The following is a 16,927-nucleotide window of genomic DNA, read 5'->3' on the forward strand; positions in this document are numbered from 1 at the left end:
CGTTCCTTATTTTTTCTCAAAATTCGGGAACATGAGGAACGGCAAACTAACCTAATTGGGGTTTGTCATAACAGGATTGCAGGTAAGGGAAAAGTGATGCGATCTGTTATGGCGGTATCAACTAAACGATTGCCTGAATTGTAAAGGAGATACTTTCGCCTTCATCTTAAAAAACTTGCTAAACGATTGGGAGTGTTCAAATCCTAACTGGAAAGCAATTTCCGATACGGACTGATTTGTTGTAGACAATAACTCCTTTGATTTATTTACCAACTTCTCATGAATGTACTGTTGCGCATTTTGCCCTATCAGGGATCGCAGCATATCACTTAGATAACTGGGCGACAAGTGTAGTTTTTCCGCGAGAAATTGAACGGTGGGTAAGCCCTGACTGGCAGAGGTGTCATTATTGAAATAAGTATCTATCTCCTGTTCCAGCCTGGTTAACAGATCATTGTTCACTACCTTTCGCGTAATAAACTGACGTTTATAAAACCGGTTTGCATAATTCAGTAATGAGTCAATATGAGATACAATCACATCCTGGCTAAACTCGTCAATCCTGCTATTTAGTTCTTTATCGATCAAATCAAAGATAGAGAGGATCGTGGCCACTTCTTCTTCTGATAGATGCAACGCCTCATTTGCTGTATAGGAAAAGAAGCCGTAGTGTTTGATCTTCTTAGCCAGCGGATAGTTCCAGAGAAAATCCGGATGCAGCAGTAGGGTGTATTGAGAACATACGGCGTTGTCTCCATCACCATGATTGATGATCTGTCCGGGAGAAGCACACAGCAAACCGCCTTCGTCAAAGTCGGCAGACTTCTCAGCAGGTTAGCCAGTTGTTCGCCGGAGAGGTAGGTGAGTTTGCCGTCCAGCATAATGGTCGCTCCCTGGTTACCCTGAAGGATCACATTATCGTCCTTGTCGATCTGTACACCCGGCGCTCTTTTCAGTACATCCAGGGCGGTTCCGCCGGAGGCAGCCAGACTGCTTTCCACGTTTAATACGGTAGCGCCGTTCTTTCGTTCAATGAAGGGTTTCTGGGCAGATACGGTGACGCCTTCCAGTGTTTTAGAGGCCGGAGAAAGTGTCAGCGTAGGGAGCTGCACCAGTTTGTGCTGTGCGTCAATGCTGAATACCGAGGTGCTGGCATTGGTATATCCCATGAGATTGGCCTGGATAAAATAACGGCCTGCCTCTACTTTATCAAAGGTGGCGCTTCCTTCCTGGGAGCTCAGTTCACCTTTTACAAGAGAGGAATCCTTCGCTTTCCGTAATAGTACATTGGCGAAAGGAATGGGGTGCCCGTTGGTTTCCGTTGTTTTAATGGTGATCTTTCCTGAAACCTGTTGGGCATAAATAGTGCCTGACCCGGCTATTACCAGGATGACAATCAAAAGAATTTTTTTCATAAGGTTAAATCTCAGCGTGTTGGTGGGATGGCTTACTCTCAGCGGGTATCACCCACTCGGATCCGACACAGAGCAGGTAAAATGGAAGCATTGCGGGGCTGGCACCCGTTCGTTCCGTTCGCAGTTGATGTAAAGCCCTGCCCTCCAGTGCAATAATGGCAAGGATACCCAGGGTTATAATTATAAATATGGATACCTTTTTCATGCAGGTTGTTTATTAAAAGACGAACCTGCACTGAAAAGGTTGCAAAAAGGTAGGAAATTTTATTTCAGTAAACGCTGAATTGTGATGAGTGATCGTTGTTCCAACAAGACAGTCCTGTCTTTGCTCAGTTCTTCCAACAATCCATCCTGGTTATAACGAACGGTCAGTAATTCCAAACCTTCGTTATATGAGATTTTAAAGTCATCGTGTAATGCCTTCATTAAAGCCTCTATTTTCTCCGGGTTATTATCAATACAGCAGGAGAAACTGATGGCGGCATTCTGCATCAAATTTATCTTGATTTTCAGCTGGTGAAAACGCTCGTAGACGTCGCTGATCCTGTCTTCTGTGATGAAGTCAAAGTTGCGGGAAGTGATGGTCAGCAGCACCTGATTTTTCTTCAGTACTATGATGGGCGGTAACTGCTTTGTCTCAGTTTCTTCCTTGATCACGGTACCCGGAAGGTCTTTATTCAGAAAACTCTTTACATAAAGGGGAATCTGCTTGTTCTGGAGTGGTTTGATGGTCTTTGGGTGGATCACCTGTGCACCATAATAAGCCATTTCGATCACCTCACTGTAACTAATTTCAGGGATATTGATGGTGTTGGGGAATAATTTCGGATCCGCGTTTTTCAAACCTTCCACATCTTTCCAGATGGTCTGGCTTTCTGCATTCAGCATATTGGCAAATACGGCGGCTGAGTAGTCGCTGCCTTCACGGCCCAGTGTTACACTTTCATTCTGGTCAGTACTGCCGATAAAACCCTGCGTAATGATGATATTAGCCTTTTTAAACAGGGGGAGCACCTTTTCCTGAACATTCTGTGTTGTTACGGTCCAGTCGATATTTGCGTCCCGGAAGGTATCGTCTGTGCGGAATACGTCACGAACGTCCATCCAGTTATTATTCACACCGGCGAGGTTAAAATAAGCGCTGACGATAGCAGTACTCAGTAATTCGCCGAGACTTACCAGTTGATCGTAATAGTAATCGAATGAACGGCCTGGCTTTTCGCCAAGTGTCCATTCGGCCTCCGTAAAGAATTGCTGTAACTGTTCGAATACCGGATTATCCCGGGTACCCAGCAGTTTATCTGCTACTTCAAGGTGTTGCTCTTCAATGTTATGCAGCAGCTGCGCTGCTATTTCACGCTTGCGCAGATAGAAGTTCTGCGCCACTTTCTCCAGTTCATTCGTTGTCTTGCCCATCGCCGATATCACGATCAGTATCTGCTGATCCGGGAATGACTGTACGATAGTAGCTACCTGTTGAATACGTTCAACGCTTTCTAAACTTGCACCTCCAAATTTGAAAACCTTCATATATGCTTAATCTTCCGTGAAAAAAATACGGGGCAAAGTAAGACAACTTTGAATTTGTTTTAAAATTTGTTTCGTGGAAAATGACAGTTTCATTAAAATGTCCGTTTTCGGTAAATTAGCTGACGAGACGAGAATGCCAGAGGCAGCTCACAGTTATGAGAAAACTAATCCATTATATATGAACAGAAAAGTAATGACCCTGGATGAGTTTACCATCCAGGAGCTGAGGAATTACCCCGGAGCAACAGGACAACTGTCTGGTTTATTGAGAGATATAGGTCTGGCGGCCAAGCGTGTGAACGTAGAAGTCAACAAGGCCGGTATCGCCGATATTCTTGGAGAGGCGGGCAAAATCAATGTACAGGGCGAGAAAGTTAAGAAACTGGATGAATTTGCCAATGATCAGTTCATCAGTTCTCTGCGTAGTAGTATTTATTGCTGCGGAGTAGCCTCTGAAGAGGAAGAGAACTTTATCGCCTTTGACGACGAGCACTCCAAAAACTCCAAATATGTAGTGCTGCTGGACCCCCTGGACGGATCCGGTAACATCGACGTCAATGTCTCTATCGGTACCATCTTTTCTGTTTATCGCAGGTTAACGCCTACCGGTACTGTCTGTGAACTGGAAGACTTCCTGCAACCGGGTTATGTACAGATTGCAGCCGGTTACATCATCTATGGTTCTTCCACCATGCTGGTATACGCAACCCGCCGTAGTGTACAGGGCTTCACGCTCGACCCGTCTATCGGAGAGTTCTGTCTGTCCCATCCGAACCTTAAATGCCCAGGAGAAAGTGATATCTTTTCCGTCAACATAGGTTACTATCATCTCTATGAAGATAAGGTCCGTAATGCGATCGACTATTTCCTGGCAAAAGATGAACATGGCAAAATATACCGCCATCGCTTTGTAGGATGTATGGTGGCAGAGGTACACCGTACGCTTATTCAGGGAGGAATTTTCATGTATCCGGCTTTTGGAAAATATGCAGGGGGACGTTTGCGTTTATGTTATGAGTGCAACCCCATGTCATTCATCATGGAAAAGGCCGGCGGACTGGCAATGGCTACCGGCAGACAAAGACTGCTGGAACTGAAACCATCCAAATTACACCAGCGGGTGCCGGTATTTTTGGGGTCCAGAAACATGATGGATGTTTGGCAGCGAATAGTAAATAGTTAGAAAAAAATGCAAATATGAGCTTTTGGTATAACTATTGCTAAACCAGCACTGGTTATCTTTGTCTAATGTAAATTATTTATTATCTATTACCATACACACTATGAACCGCAAGCTCACATTTGCCGTATTCGGATTTTTTCTGACTTTCCACCTGTTCGTATTTTCCTGTTCCAGATCGGCAGCACCTGCTAAAAGCAATACCACTGTAAAAGAGGGACCTGCTCCTGTTAGCAAGGAACCGACTGCCGACGGCGACGCAAAACTGATCAAGGACATCCTTTATTATACCAACGAGTTCAGAGCCACCAAAGGTCTGCCTCCCCTGAAACTGGAATCATACTGCTCACAGCTGGCCCAGAAGCACAGCGATAACATGGCCTCCGGCAAAGTAGCCTTTGGTCACGATCAGTTTGAGATCCGTAATGACGCAGTTACACTGAAATTCCATGGTGTATCCGGCGTAGGAGAGAACGTGGCTTATGGTAACCTGGATGCGAAAGGTGTGGTAGATGGCTGGATTAAGAGCCCCGGTCACCGTCGCAATATGCTGGGTGATTTTAACCTGATCGGCATCGGTGCTACTCAGAAAGGAAAGGTTACTTATTTTACGCAGTTTTTCGTGAAGAAATAGCCAATTCAATTAGGAATTAGGAATTACGAATTAGGAATTAAATGCAGCGGAGATGATGGAGAAGAGAATCGGATTCTTATTACTAATGATTAATTAATAACATTTTACGCGGGGTGCTTCATTATATAAAGCACCCCGCTTTTTTTATTATACAGAAATAAGTCAATATCCCTGAAGAAATTATTGGCTGGTTTAGGAGCATTTATGTCCCAATTCCTAATTCGTAATTCCTAATTCCTAATTGAATTGTATTTTCGTTCCATGGAAAAGAGGAAGATTATCGAAGTAAAGGACCTGGTTAAGCAATATGGCGATTTTACGGCAGTTAAAGGTATCAGTTTCGATGTTTACGAAAATGAAATATTCGGCCTCTTAGGCCCTAACGGCGCAGGTAAGTCCACTACTTTAGAGATTATAGAGACATTGAGGGATAAAACCTCCGGAACAGTGATCGTTGACGGGTATGACCTGGATAAGGATCCGGAATCCATCAAAAAGCTGATAGGGGTGCAGTTACAGAGTTCAGGATATTATCCCGGACTGAACCTGACAGAACTGATAGAGCTATTCTGCGGACTGTACAACCAGGAAGTCAATCCTAAAGAGCTGCTGGCCTCTTTTAACCTGGAAGATAAAGCGAAAGCCAAGTATAAAGAACTCTCCGGCGGACAGAAGCAGCGTTTTTCCATTGCCACAACGCTGATCAACAAGCCTAAGATTATATTTCTCGATGAACCCACAACCGGTTTAGATCCTCAGGCAAGACGTAATCTCTGGGACCTGATCCAGGAAGTACGCGCCAAGGGTACTACCGTTGTTATTACCACACACTACATGGACGAAGCCGAATTCCTCTGCGATCGCTGTGCGATTGTTGACAGCGGCCGTATCATTGCGCTGGAGTCTCCTGACAGCCTGATTGATCAGCTGGTAGCCGGTGGATTTGAGCGTAAGAAAGAAGTGAAGAAAGCCAATCTGGAAGATGTGTTCATCCACATGACCGGCAAAGGCCTGAGAGAAGATTAGTGTGGATCCTCCCGATTTTTATATTACCCAAATCATACTGACACGATTATGGACATCGACCTGGAGCAACTCAAATACCCTATCGGCAAATTCGAAGCGCCTGCTGAAATCTCAGACCGCGTTTTGAAAGGTTACATTAGCGATATCAGATACTTACCATCCCTGATAGAGATCGTAGTACAAAGTCTGGACGAGGCGCAGTTAGCCACTCCTTACAGACCCGAAGGCTGGGCGGTATACCAGGTTGTACACCATCTGGTGGACAGTCACACGCAGGCACTCACCCGTTTCAAGTGGGCGCTGACAGAAGACAATCCTGTCATCAAAGCCTATAATGAAAGTGCCTGGGCGGAATTACCGGATGTAAAGAAAACACCCATCAATGTTTCGCTGACTTTATTACATGCCTTACATACCCGTTGGGTAAACCTCATGGATAACCTGACACCGGAACAGTGGGCCCGCACATTTGTACATCCTGAAAGCGGTAAAACCATCGCTTTAAGGACCCTGGCCGGCACCTATTCCTGGCATGGCCGGCATCACCTGGCACAGGTAGAAAGATTAAAAGAGCGCAATAACTGGCACTAAACAATAAACAGAAGAATCATGGCATCATTAGACTGGAAAACATTAAGTTCTGAATACCTTTTCAAAGACAACTGGTTAACAGCCCGTCGCGACAAATGTGAAACGCCTCAGGGAAAGATTGTTGAACCGTATTATGTATTGGAATACAATGACTGGGTAAACTGTGTCGCTGTAACTGACGACGGCCGTATCATCATGGTCCGCCAGTTCAGACAAGGCATCGGTAAAGCGGTCCTCGAAATTCCCGGCGGCACAATGGACGATACAGATCCATCCCCTGAATTTGCCATGCGCCGTGAATTACTGGAAGAAACCGGCTACGAATTTGATAAACTCATCAACCTCGGCGCCGTTGCACCCAATCCTGCCTCCAGCAACAACCTGACACATATGTTCCTGGCCACCGGTGGTAAAAAGGTACAGGAACAGGATCTCGACGAAAACGAAGAAATCGAACTCGTCTTCATGGATCTCGAAGACGTAGAAAAGCTGCTCCTCGACAACCAGATCCTGCAAAGTCTGCACGTCAGCTGTTTGTTCTATGCATTACTGCGTCTGAAGGAATTAAAGATCCAAAAGGCATAAGGCATGCACTACAGTGATGCAGTATACAATATACACCTGCATAACCGCATTACCACAAAATGCGTATAGTATAACATTGCATACATCGTACATTAAGTACTGTACTTTGTACATCGCATAGTAGCCGTAGATGAATCCTGGTCCAAACACCTGAGATCAACGTACTACCCACATAAAAGAACGCTTGTATTCAGCAACATCAAACGATGCCTGACATACAAGCGTTCCTTTTTTTGTGCCTATCCTGATCACCTGCTGATGCAAGGCCAGCACGTACTTGCTTACTAAAACAATATGTTCAAGGCAAGGCGATAACCGCAGACGGTTTGAGAAGTAGAAACAGATCCAAACACTCACTTACTTACTAAAACCAATATGCTCCCGGCCAGGCGATAACAGCGGAGGGTTTCAGATAGGTTCGCGGGCCTATCTGAAACTGCAGCACAGGAGCCCAACACAGCTTATCAACCAAAAGTGCATCCTGAAAACATCTAACCCGCCAAGACGAACAGAAGGAAACACTTATTATCTTAAACCGCAGCATAAAAAAAAAGGACTGCATACCAACTACGCAGTCCTCTCAAATATGAATTAATAAATTACATCACCTCTGCAACGATAAAGAAACTACCACACACAAGCACAATATCATCTTTATGTGCCTGCTGCTTCGCCGTCTGAAACGCCTGCTGCACCGTCTCATACGCATGCCCTCTCAGGCCATGCTGCTGCGCCAGCTCCGCCAGCTCCTGCTGATCCATCGCCCTTGGCAACTGCGCCTTACAAAAATAATACGTCGCCGCCGTTGGGAACAACGGCAACACTTTATTCACCTCTTTATCCTTCACAAACCCGGTCACAATATGCAAATGCCGATACACCATATGCTGCAGCTGCTGCACAATCTCTGTAATCCCTGCTTCATTATGCCCCACATCAAAGATCGTCAGCGGATCATGTGCAACCGTCTCCCAACGCCCCCGCAATCCGGTCAGTTTTTTAACATGAGACAGCGCCGTCAGGACTGTCTGCTCCGGCAGTTCCCAACCCGCTTTCTGTAGTATTTTCCACGCCGAAAGCACGCCCATAATATTCTTCATCTGGTACTGGCCGCTCAGGTCTGTCCGGATGGTTTTCATATCGCCGCTATGCGTATGCTGCAGGCCCAATTTTAGCTGTCCCTGGGCAAATTCCGTCTCCTGGATCAGCCATTCCTGATCAGCGAAATGAATCGGTGCACCGAGGAAGGCGGCTTTATCGATGAAGACAGACTCAATTTCTGACTGCGTCTGTGCAATAACGACCGGCACATTTGCTTTGATAATGCCCGCTTTTTCCGATGCAATCTCCGGCAGGGTATTACCGAGGATGTGCATGTGGTCATAGCTGATATTGGTGATGACGGAAAGTTCGGGGGTGATGATATTGGTGCTGTCTAATCTGCCGCCGAGGCCAACTTCGATGATGGCGATATCGACCTGTTCCAGTGCAAAGTACTGGAAGGCCATGGCGACGGTCAGTTCAAAGAAGGAAGGTTCAAGGCTTTCGATAGCGGGCTGCATTTGTTCGACGAATGCAACGACGAATTCTTTAGACACCATTTCTCCGTTGATACGGATCCGCTCACGGAAGTCAAGCAGGTGAGGAGAGGTGTACAATCCTGTTTTGTAACCTGCTTGCTGGAATAGAGCTGCCAGCATATGACTGGTAGAGCCTTTTCCGTTAGTGCCGGCTACATGTATGGATTTGAATTTATGCTGTGGATCGCCGAGCTGTTTGCAAAGCTCGATCGTATTGTGAAGGTCCTTTTTAAAGGCACTGGCGCCTACCCGGGTGAACATGGGTAGCTGCTGATAGAGGTAGTCAACCGTTTCCTGGTAGTTCATATACATTTGGTATGCCGGAACAAATACAAGATTTGTTCCGGACCCCAAATGTAAATTAACTCATATAAATATCGTCGGTAAAATTCTTAGAAGTTGGTGCCAGGGCATCCTACTTTACCTTCACCGCGTTTGATAGGAATGATACGCAGGGCTACGAAGCCATCCAGACGGTTTTTGTTCTTCTGGAAGAGGTTAGATAACATGGTGGTAGATCCGATGACCAATGGACCGAGACGCAGACCAAGACCGGCATCGAACTGTCCGTTACGGTTTACGCTCAAAGGCAGATAGCCACCGATATGACGGGCTTCATAACGTGGCGTTACCTGAAAGTAAGACATCACGTATGTTTTGCTAGGGTCATATTTACCGGAGTTCAGCGCAAGACGACCAGCAGCGTTTACATAAAAGCGGCCGTCGATGTTATAGTCTGCCATCAGATTCAGTGCCGCAGGTGTGTTCATACGGAACTTTTCATCAGAAGGAATTTCGTTGAAGTAAGTGCTGATACGGCGGTAATATGCCTGTACACTTTCACCTCTGCGCTGCCTCAGATCGCTGGTATTGATGTTTTCTGTGCGGAGGTCCAGGTCTTTGCTGTCGGGTGACTTTTTATAGGTGATGCTACCGAGGTCGGTGAGGGATACACCTAAACGGAGCCTGTAGTCATCCGCTTCGGGATTCCACTGGGAGTCATCGTAACCGGTCAGACCGTCTATCACCTCTCGCCATTCGTAGGTGATACCCAGGTCCATCCCCAGACCCATATTACCGAATACTTTATAGTTGCTCAGGGTAGGGCTTTCCCATTTAGCCAGTCCATCGCTGTAGCCTACTTTCAGGGTACCATCGTTGATTTCACCGTTGGTAGTAGAATGCATTGCAAAGGAAGCGCCTTCTACCTGTGCGTAACCTGCGGCTACGCCGGAGAGGAGTTTTAAGGTGGCGCCGGCTTTGAATACGGTATTACCATCATCTTTCAGTACACGGGCATAAGTAAAACCGAACTCATTCCACCAATGGAAGCTGGCGTTTACCCATTCCATGTCGAAACGTTGGTTGTTAAACCGGGGATTCGGGAAGTCCAGTGCAAAGAAGTTGGCAACATCAGTAGTAGCGTTGCCACCGTTAACCATTGAACGTACACGCCAGGTGAATGCAACAGCGCTGAGTTCGTCGAGGGAGTACAGTACGGATGGCATCATCACGTCTACGTTGCCCCATGCAAACTGTCTGCCTGTACCTGCTGTATCCGGGAAGTAATCACGGTTTCTTTTCAGGTCTCTCAGAGAATCAGGAGGATGCAGAAGAATAGAGCGTGGGAAACGGATATATGTGTTACCGGCAGCAGCGTTGATACCGGCGATGTTAACGTCCCATTTGTAATGTGTACCTGCGGCCATCGCAGGGTTGTTGGGCACACCATGAATACCCGCGTAATGGCTATTGGAATAACCTCCTAAGGTAAACTGAGCCCGGGCCTCATATGACCCAAATAAAGAGATGGCAATGAATAACAGTCGTAGATGTCTTAACAGCTTTACACGAAATGGCATATGCAGTAATTAGTTGGCAGTTCGGTTTCCCCCCAATAACGCAAATATCTAGCCGTTTATTGGCGGGCACTACAAAAGAAAATGGGAAAAGATCAGCGATCTCTTCCCATGCAAATATATTTAAATATCTTATTGTACTTTAAAATAAAATCTAATAAGTGCGAACTGTACTTCAGGTGCGTCGTCGTTAACGTTATATTTCAGCTGAGAGGCTGCTCTTTTGGCAATTTCGATCAGACGTGGGTTATTCAGCGTAGAACCTTTCAGGGAGTGCGAAGTGGCGATCACATTACCTTGCCTGTCTACCTTAATGTTAACCGCAATATAACCTGATTGGTCTCCATCGTAGGTCAGTGAAGGTTTACTCAGCAGGGTACGGCCATTAAGACGGAAGTCTGAACGTCCACCGCCAAGACCACCACCGGTATAACCGCCGCCGTCAGGATTACCATTGATCTGGCCACGGTCGCCTGGTTTGCCCGTATTACCTTCGCCGGTAGAGTTATTACTGCTCTGGGCGTTATTACCGCTGTTGCTGCTGCTGGAGCTGCCACCTGCGTATACTGCTTTAGGCTTCGGCGCAGGAGGTACCGGCGCCGGCGGATTATCTGAATTCTTTTTAGGAGGTGTTTTGGTTGGCTTTGGTTCCAGGTTTTTGGTTTCCTTTGGTTTCTCCACCGGTTTTTCCGGTTTGGTGATCTCCGGAGCCTCTTCATCATCCTGTGTGGCAATGTCTTCCTGGGTAGCATTGTCAGCCGAAGGCACAGGTTCATTCTGAGGGGTAGACGCACTGGCCTCACCACTGCTCGGTGGATTCGGGTTCAATGGTTGTTCATCTCCCATACCCTCATCTGAAGTACCGAGATTCACTTCCATACCCAGATCCTGATCCGGTAAAGGAGGCGGTGCAGAGAAACCTGCCAGTAGCAGCACAACTAACACTAATGCGTGTACGGCAATGGTGGCGCCGGCTGCTTTTAAATTCTTGTCCGTATTGTCTTCTTTTTTCGGCATACCCAAAAGTAAGGATATTTTTTAAAGTGTATACAGCCTGTCCGGCCCGTCAGGCTTTTCTTATCCTGTGTCTTATTACCCGTTCTGATAACCCGCTGAATCCCAATATTTCCGACTGCCAGGTCCTGAAAAGGGATCAGATAATTATTTAACTGTTTTTCATGTGTAATTATTATTGCCAGCATCAACTTTATTCACCTAATTTTGTACCATCTTTAGAGCTTCAGGGATGTCACCAATTTTTTCTTTGTACAGAAAGGCGTATGCCGGCCTATCACCTTCAACCTGGCTGTTGGCTGTAGTTTTGTTAATCAATCGCAGTGGCGCAATGGTAATACCTTTCATGACGGTATATCTGACGCATGAACTGCATTTTTCCATCGAACAAGCGGGGATTGTAATGGCCTGTTTCGGTTCAGGCGCTATCTGCGGATCTTTTATCGGCGGACGTCTTTCCGACAGGATCGGCTTCTATCCCGTGCAGTTCTGGAGCCTGCTGCTACAGGGGCTCATTTTCCTGGTACTGGGACAGATGCGCACCTTACCACAGTTTTGTGTCTGCATCTTTATACTGAGTTGTGTGGGCGATGCGTTCAGACCGGCAAACGTTGCCGCTACGGCTTATTATAGTACCGCTGTAAACCGCACAAGATCTTATTCACTTAACAGACTGGCATCTAACCTGGGTTGGTCCGTCGGACCGGCATTGGGGGGGATTCTGGCGGGTTATAGTTATCACCTCCTTTTCTGGGTGGATGGTTTAAGTTGTATCATCGCCATCATCATTATGCGGGTACTGCTTCCACCGGTAAAAGTAGCGCCTAAGCCACCTAAACCGGTAGATTGCGTGAAATCCAATGAATCAGACAGCGTTTATAAAGATGGGGTGTACCTCGCTTTCGTACTGCTGATCGTCGTATTTACCACCGGCTTCCTTCAGCTATCCACCATGGTACCGCTATACCTGAAGTCAGTGGTCAATATGCAGGAAGCCCACATCGGTATGCTGATGGGGTTAAACGGTTTACTGGTCGCTTTCTTTGAAATGGTACTGGTATATAAACTGGAAGGAAAGATGCATAGCCTGCAATTCATCACCCGTGGTGTGATACTGGCCGGTATCGGTTATCTGAGCTTTAACTTACTGCCACCGGTAGCCGCCGCAGGCGTCGTGTTTATATTATTATTCACAGCAGGAGAGATGCTGAGTATTCCTTTTATGAACTCGTTTTTTGTCATGAGAAGCAGTGATCATAACCGCGGACAATACGCAGGTCTCTACACCATGTCATTCTCCATATCAAGTATACTTGCGCCTACGCTGGGCTCTTTTATGGTCGGCCACTACGGCTTTTCTTCCTGGTGGTATTGTACCACTGCGCTATGTACTCTGACCGGAATAGGATTCTATATCCTGTATAAAAAAACAGCTGATAATAAAGAGGTGGAAATACTGGTAAAAAGTTAGTATTCCCCGAACTGAATAAACATAAAGAGCAAGGCGTCCGCTGATATCAGCAGACGCCTTGCTCTTTTATCTTAAAACAATTAAAGATCATTGTAAGACACTAACCCATCAATTCTTAATTGTTAATTCCTAATTCTTAATTGACTAGTAGTGTGCGAAGTCTTTCTCGTAATCACCCGTGATCCTCTCAATCGGTGGATTGAAATAACCATATTTCAGGTGAGGGAATTCCTCCTGGATCAGCTCCTGCAGCTGTTTGATACCAAGGCAGTCGCCTACTTCGGTAATACCCAGACGACCCAGGTACCAGTCAGGATCGATATTAAAGTTACGCCATTGGATCATCTGCAGATCGGTATCCCTGATTAGCTTACGCAGCGCTTCATATTCATCCACGCTGTCGGTCATACCAGGGAAAGTGAAATAGTTAATGGACGTCCATCCGCCAAATTCACGTACCACTTTCAGACTTTCAATGATGTCTTCAAATTTATAGTTATTCGGACGGTAGTATGGCGTATAGAATTTCTCCTGTACAGAGTTGGTACTTACACGGATGCTGTTCAGACCTGCCTTACACAGTTCACGTACTGCATCTGGTTTACTACCGTTGGTATTGATGTTGATACTGCCTTTCGGTGTATGTTTACGGATCTCAATGATGGATTCGCGGATGGTTTCCCACATCAGCAGTGGTTCGCCTTCGCAACCCTGTCCGAAACTCACAATCGGGAACGGCGCTGTTTCCAGGTGAGGGACTGTATACTCCACAATCTCTTCAGCAGTCGGTTTGAAACGCAGACGGTCCTGTGTAGATACGATTGTTTCTTCTTCCGGCTGGAAAGAAATACAACCGATACAGTTGGCGTTACACGCAGGAGAGGAAGGGATCGGACATTCCCAGCGACCCATGAAATAGTTACGGGCAGCAGGGCAGTGGTATGTCAGGGCACAGTTATCTGCCAGGTGTTGCACCAGGCGGTTGTGCGGATATGCGCTCAGTAATTGTTCTACGCCCTGTTTCACCTTTTTATCATCAAAACCGGCACATTCCTGACGGATGTCCTGTTCGATACGGGTAGCAGGTACATAAAACTTACCATCCAGCCAACCTACTGCGGTATAGCAGAAAAGGGGCAGGGTAGGTGCATCCGGCATCGTTTCGTATGCCGCCAGGTAATAACCGGTATGTGCAGGCGGAATAAAGGCAGCAACGGCCCATCCCTTGTCGCAGATACCCATTTCACCGGTTTTAGCATCCAGACCGATACCCCGGCGTCCTGGCAGTTCATAAAGAGAACCACCTTCCGGCAATTCTATCCATTCTTCCGGATCGATCGGCCAGGCGTCCCAGCCACTACGGCCGGTAGTCAGCATGGAGGTGTCTTCGAAGATATTGCCTTTACCATCAGAATAAAGGATGTATGGAGACTGTTTCAAATGTTCAGATAGTTTCTTGTTGAATTTGTAATATTGTCCGCTGCGTTATCAGATTCTGCTTTTAAAAAAAGCGTTCATTTCTTCCGCGGTCGCTGCACCCGTTTCGTCAATCACTTCCAGTTGTAATACCTTATTGTTTTTGAAGTCTATCGTGAGCAGGTCATTCCGCAAAATTACGTTATTCAGTTGGTTCCAGCCAATCACCTTGTCTGAAAAGGTACCCGGCAGACTCAGACCCATCATGTCAATCTTAATATAACAAGGCTGGAAGAGCTTATACTCTGCCCATCCGATATAAGCGGAAGCAACACCTGTCAGGAATAGCAGGATACCAATGAGCGGCTGCATATGGCTGAGGAAGAACAGACAACCGGTCAGACTCACAAATGCCTGGATCAGGCGGGCGAGGCTGTTGGCCGATTGTATATTACGGAAGCGTTTCATGAAAAACGGAAACGCCAGACTGCCAATACCCAGTATGATAAAAAAGATGGCCATCGCCCAGTTAGGCGACGGACTGTTGTATGCACCTATTCCATTCATTAAAAAGAGAATGCCGGCCAGGCCGTGCATAACAGGTTGCATGCGAAGGCGCGTCTCTGCATTCGGTTGGAGTATCCTGATCCTGTATTTAGTCATATTGTCGCTCATCAACAGTCTTTTTTATATAAATCCTATCAGGCCGCTTTTTAACAAGGTGCTTATATAATATATATACCCTCGTCCCGAAGCAGCCCAATTCCTAATTCTTAATTCCTAATTCTTAATTGTTACTGATTCGATAGTATCAATAGATTGCACAGCTTAAACAGCACCCTTGCGCCTACATTCGCATCCCATTCATCGTGAGAGGTGCTTACCTCGTTCAGGTCAAAGCCGATCAGTTTACGGCCGCTGCCAATGATTTTTCGGAAAAGGTAATACAGCTGTTCTGTTTCGAAGCCGCCAGGTACCGGGGTACCCGTCCGCGGACACAGCTTTGGATCCAGACCATCGATATCAAAACTGATATACACCTGTTGGGGGAGTGTAGCAACGATTTCGTCACAGATCGTCTTCCAGGTATCACCTTCATATTGACGGGTTTTGATGTCCTTGTCGAAGAAGGTCACCACTTTCCCATTGCTGTTATTAATATAATCTACTTCCTCTTCACAGTAATCACGGATACCGATCTGTACCAGTTTGGTCAGCTGAGGAACTTCCTTGAGTGCATTATACATAATAGAGGCGTGGGAGTACTGGAAACCTTCGTAACCATTACGGAGGTCACAGTGTGCATCTATCTGGAGAATACCGAAATCGCCCTTTTTCTCACCGATGGCTTTGAAGAAGCCCAACGGGGTACTGTGGTCGCCGCCAACGAGGGCTACCAGTTTGCCGCTGTTCAGCAGGTCTTTGGTTTGGCGATATACCCAGTCATTCATGGCTACCGTACCGGTATTGACGTCAATCAGGGTCTTTTTAAGAAATTCATTTTCACAGACATCTCCACCTTCTGTCAGAAATTTAAGGTAGAGTTCAGCTTCTTTGCGGAGATAATCGCTACGCAGGAGCAGCTGTTTGTCGATATCACGCATGAAAAACCCATTTTTCCATCCGTCTTTTACATCTGTATCATACAGATCCACCTGGAGGGAGGCTTTGAAGATCTGTTCAGGACCTCTGGCCGTACCGTGCGTATAAGAAACCGTCACTTCCCAGGGTACAGGTAATAGTACCAGTTTTGCATCCTCTTCAGTTGTAGGCAGGCCAAAAATGTTGTTGGACAACAGGCTTACCGAATTGGGATCAAATTGAGATAAATCCGCCATGATAATGTAATTTGATAAAAAGAGGCCACCTACAGGCGGTCCCAGGAAAAAACCGTTCATACAAAACGATTTTTCCGGCGCAAAGATAGTAATTTATGATGCTTTGACCATAAGAGGCTTACCACAGTTGGGGCTGCATCCATTTTCCATAATTTATATGATAAAGATCATGTGTTCTTTTATGTAAAAAAAGACACTTGAAGTTCATTTTGGCGTAATTTTGCCAATGACGAAGACTGTATATTGAAGAAAAACAAGGTATACGGCTTTTCACTTTTGATTAAGGAGCATTAAGGAAGAATCTGAATTATTTGCGATATGAAGAAATCTAATATTGTCCTGCTGGTACTCATTGCTGTAGCTATTGGCGTAATTGTAACAGTAGCAGGCGATTTCAGTACTTATGAGACATTTGCGACAGCCCGGCAGAAAGAAGGAAAGGAATTTCAGGTGATCGGTAAACTCGATACAACAAAGACACTGGAATATGATCCGGTAAAAGATGCCAATCTGCTTCGTTTTTATGTAGTTGATAAAACAGGAGAGATCCAGCCTGTTGTTTTCTATGGTACCAAGCCAACCGACTTTGAAAAAGCGGAAAGTGTGGTACTGACCGGAAAAATGTCTAATGGAGAGTTCAAATGCAGCAAGATACTGATGAAGTGTCCTTCAAAATATAAGAATGATCAGGTGGCGATTGGAAAAGCATAATTATTAAGGGCCATCTTCCACATATAACTATTATTCAATTTTCGTCCGCAGACGACCGTCTGCGGTCTTTTAATAAT

At 46.0% G+C, this 16,927-nt stretch carries 16 protein-coding genes; 7 read left to right on the top strand and 9 right to left on the bottom strand.

Going from position 1 to position 16,927, the window contains the following annotated elements:
• Window positions 1–117: 117 nt before the first annotated feature.
• The 3 genes from CPIN_RS15260 to CPIN_RS15275 all read right to left on the bottom strand — a co-directional run bounded on the left by CPIN_RS15260 (window position 118) and on the right by CPIN_RS15275 (window position 2,945).
• Entirely contained in the window at window positions 118–636 is a 519-nt protein-coding gene (locus CPIN_RS15260; protein ID WP_336469982.1) for a helix-turn-helix domain-containing protein, read from the bottom strand.
• A complete protein-coding gene (locus CPIN_RS39530; RefSeq protein ID WP_071820375.1) occupies window positions 585–1,415 on the bottom strand; it encodes a peptidase associated/transthyretin-like domain-containing protein in 831 nt (276 codons plus the stop codon). The genes CPIN_RS15260 and CPIN_RS39530 overlap by 52 nt, the downstream gene beginning before the upstream one ends.
• Before the next feature lie 264 nt (window positions 1,416–1,679).
• The gene (locus CPIN_RS15275) at window positions 1,680–2,945 is read right to left on the bottom strand and encodes an aspartate kinase (RefSeq protein ID WP_012790709.1); all 1,266 of its coding nucleotides are present in this window, start codon (window positions 2,943–2,945) and stop codon (window positions 1,680–1,682) included.
• Between the two features lie 178 nt (window positions 2,946–3,123).
• Between CPIN_RS15275 and fbp the strand changes: the two genes are divergently transcribed.
• The 5 genes from fbp to CPIN_RS15300 all read left to right on the top strand — a co-directional run bounded on the left by fbp (window position 3,124) and on the right by CPIN_RS15300 (window position 6,961).
• On the top strand, window positions 3,124–4,128 hold the full coding sequence (gene fbp, locus CPIN_RS15280; RefSeq protein ID WP_012790710.1) for a class 1 fructose-bisphosphatase: 1,005 nt from the start codon (window positions 3,124–3,126) through the stop codon (window positions 4,126–4,128).
• A 100-nt stretch (window positions 4,129–4,228) separates the two neighbouring features.
• A complete protein-coding gene (locus CPIN_RS15285) occupies window positions 4,229–4,759 on the top strand; it encodes a CAP domain-containing protein (protein WP_012790711.1) in 531 nt (176 codons plus the stop codon).
• Window positions 4,760–5,020: 261 nt separating this feature from the next.
• Window positions 5,021–5,785, top strand: coding sequence for an ABC transporter ATP-binding protein (locus CPIN_RS15290; RefSeq protein ID WP_012790712.1), 765 nt, complete (start codon window positions 5,021–5,023; stop codon window positions 5,783–5,785).
• A 48-nt stretch (window positions 5,786–5,833) separates the two neighbouring features.
• The gene (locus tag CPIN_RS15295) at window positions 5,834–6,376 is read left to right on the top strand and encodes a YfiT family bacillithiol transferase (RefSeq protein ID WP_012790713.1); all 543 of its coding nucleotides are present in this window, start codon (window positions 5,834–5,836) and stop codon (window positions 6,374–6,376) included.
• Between the two features lie 18 nt (window positions 6,377–6,394).
• Window positions 6,395–6,961, top strand: a complete 567-nt coding sequence (locus tag CPIN_RS15300; protein ID WP_012790714.1) for an NUDIX hydrolase — start codon at window positions 6,395–6,397, stop codon at window positions 6,959–6,961.
• Between the two features lie 599 nt (window positions 6,962–7,560).
• Here the strand turns inward: CPIN_RS15300 and CPIN_RS15305 are convergent.
• The 3 genes from CPIN_RS15305 to CPIN_RS15315 form a co-directional block, all read right to left on the bottom strand.
• The gene (locus CPIN_RS15305) at window positions 7,561–8,847 is read right to left on the bottom strand and encodes a bifunctional folylpolyglutamate synthase/dihydrofolate synthase (RefSeq protein WP_012790715.1); all 1,287 of its coding nucleotides are present in this window, start codon (window positions 8,845–8,847) and stop codon (window positions 7,561–7,563) included.
• 86 nt (window positions 8,848–8,933) lie between these two features.
• On the bottom strand, window positions 8,934–10,403 hold the full coding sequence (locus tag CPIN_RS15310) for a DUF5723 family protein (protein ID WP_012790716.1): 1,470 nt from the start codon (window positions 10,401–10,403) through the stop codon (window positions 8,934–8,936).
• A 129-nt stretch (window positions 10,404–10,532) separates the two neighbouring features.
• Window positions 10,533–11,417: a hypothetical protein gene (locus CPIN_RS15315; RefSeq protein WP_012790717.1), complete on the bottom strand. Its 885-nt coding sequence runs from the start codon at window positions 11,415–11,417 to the stop codon at window positions 10,533–10,535.
• A gap of 328 nt (window positions 11,418–11,745) precedes the next feature.
• Here CPIN_RS15315 and CPIN_RS15320 point away from each other — a divergent pair, with 328 nt between their 5' ends.
• Window positions 11,746–12,885 (top strand): MFS transporter, encoded by a 1,140-nt coding sequence (locus tag CPIN_RS15320; RefSeq protein ID WP_222838209.1) that lies wholly within the window; start codon window positions 11,746–11,748, stop codon window positions 12,883–12,885.
• Window positions 12,886–13,029: 144 nt separating this feature from the next.
• On the opposite strand, the gene CPIN_RS15325 is transcribed toward CPIN_RS15320, so the two are convergent.
• The 3 genes from CPIN_RS15325 to CPIN_RS15335 all read right to left on the bottom strand — a co-directional run bounded on the left by CPIN_RS15325 (window position 13,030) and on the right by CPIN_RS15335 (window position 16,199).
• Window positions 13,030–14,325 (bottom strand): radical SAM family protein, encoded by a 1,296-nt coding sequence (locus CPIN_RS15325; RefSeq protein WP_012790719.1) that lies wholly within the window; start codon window positions 14,323–14,325, stop codon window positions 13,030–13,032.
• A gap of 48 nt (window positions 14,326–14,373) precedes the next feature.
• Window positions 14,374–14,976 carry a hypothetical protein gene (locus CPIN_RS15330; RefSeq protein WP_012790720.1) on the bottom strand — a complete coding sequence of 201 codons (603 nt, stop codon included), beginning with the start codon at window positions 14,974–14,976 and terminating at the stop codon, window positions 14,374–14,376.
• Window positions 14,977–15,095: 119 nt separating this feature from the next.
• Entirely contained in the window at window positions 15,096–16,199 is a 1,104-nt protein-coding gene (locus tag CPIN_RS15335) for an agmatinase family protein (RefSeq protein WP_012790721.1), read from the bottom strand.
• 258 nt (window positions 16,200–16,457) lie between these two features.
• Between CPIN_RS15335 and CPIN_RS15340 the strand changes: the two genes are divergently transcribed.
• Window positions 16,458–16,850, top strand: coding sequence for a cytochrome c maturation protein CcmE domain-containing protein (locus tag CPIN_RS15340; protein ID WP_012790722.1), 393 nt, complete (start codon window positions 16,458–16,460; stop codon window positions 16,848–16,850).
• Window positions 16,851–16,927 lie beyond the last annotated feature (77 nt).

This window comes from Chitinophaga pinensis DSM 2588 (genome assembly GCF_000024005.1).
GTDB lineage: Bacteria > Bacteroidota > Bacteroidia > Chitinophagales > Chitinophagaceae > Chitinophaga > Chitinophaga pinensis.

What these genes read in the sequence shown, in the direction of transcription:
- CPIN_RS15295 (WP_012790713.1), top strand. Translation starts at nt 5,834, where the DNA reads ATGGACATCGACCTGGAGCAACTCAAATACCCTATCGGCAAATTCGAA.
- CPIN_RS15340 (WP_012790722.1), top strand. Translation starts at nt 16,458, where the DNA reads ATGAAGAAATCTAATATTGTCCTGCTGGTACTCATTGCTGTAGCTATT.
- CPIN_RS15310 (WP_012790716.1), bottom strand. Translation starts at nt 10,403, where the DNA reads ATGCCATTTCGTGTAAAGCTGTTAAGACATCTACGACTGTTATTCATT.
- CPIN_RS15305 (WP_012790715.1), bottom strand. Translation starts at nt 8,847, where the DNA reads ATGAACTACCAGGAAACGGTTGACTACCTCTATCAGCAGCTACCCATG.
- CPIN_RS15285 (WP_012790711.1), top strand. Translation starts at nt 4,229, where the DNA reads ATGAACCGCAAGCTCACATTTGCCGTATTCGGATTTTTTCTGACTTTC.
- CPIN_RS15335 (WP_012790721.1), bottom strand. Translation starts at nt 16,199, where the DNA reads ATGAACGGTTTTTTCCTGGGACCGCCTGTAGGTGGCCTCTTTTTATCA.
- CPIN_RS39530 (WP_071820375.1), bottom strand. Translation starts at nt 1,415, where the DNA reads ATGAAAAAAATTCTTTTGATTGTCATCCTGGTAATAGCCGGGTCAGGC.
- CPIN_RS15300 (WP_012790714.1), top strand. Translation starts at nt 6,395, where the DNA reads ATGGCATCATTAGACTGGAAAACATTAAGTTCTGAATACCTTTTCAAA.
- CPIN_RS15320 (WP_222838209.1), top strand. Translation starts at nt 11,746, where the DNA reads ATGGTAATACCTTTCATGACGGTATATCTGACGCATGAACTGCATTTT.
- CPIN_RS15315 (WP_012790717.1), bottom strand. Translation starts at nt 11,417, where the DNA reads ATGCCGAAAAAAGAAGACAATACGGACAAGAATTTAAAAGCAGCCGGC.
- CPIN_RS15330 (WP_012790720.1), bottom strand. Translation starts at nt 14,976, where the DNA reads ATGAGCGACAATATGACTAAATACAGGATCAGGATACTCCAACCGAAT.
- CPIN_RS15290 (WP_012790712.1), top strand. Translation starts at nt 5,021, where the DNA reads ATGGAAAAGAGGAAGATTATCGAAGTAAAGGACCTGGTTAAGCAATAT.
- fbp (WP_012790710.1), top strand. Translation starts at nt 3,124, where the DNA reads ATGAACAGAAAAGTAATGACCCTGGATGAGTTTACCATCCAGGAGCTG.
- CPIN_RS15275 (WP_012790709.1), bottom strand. Translation starts at nt 2,945, where the DNA reads ATGAAGGTTTTCAAATTTGGAGGTGCAAGTTTAGAAAGCGTTGAACGT.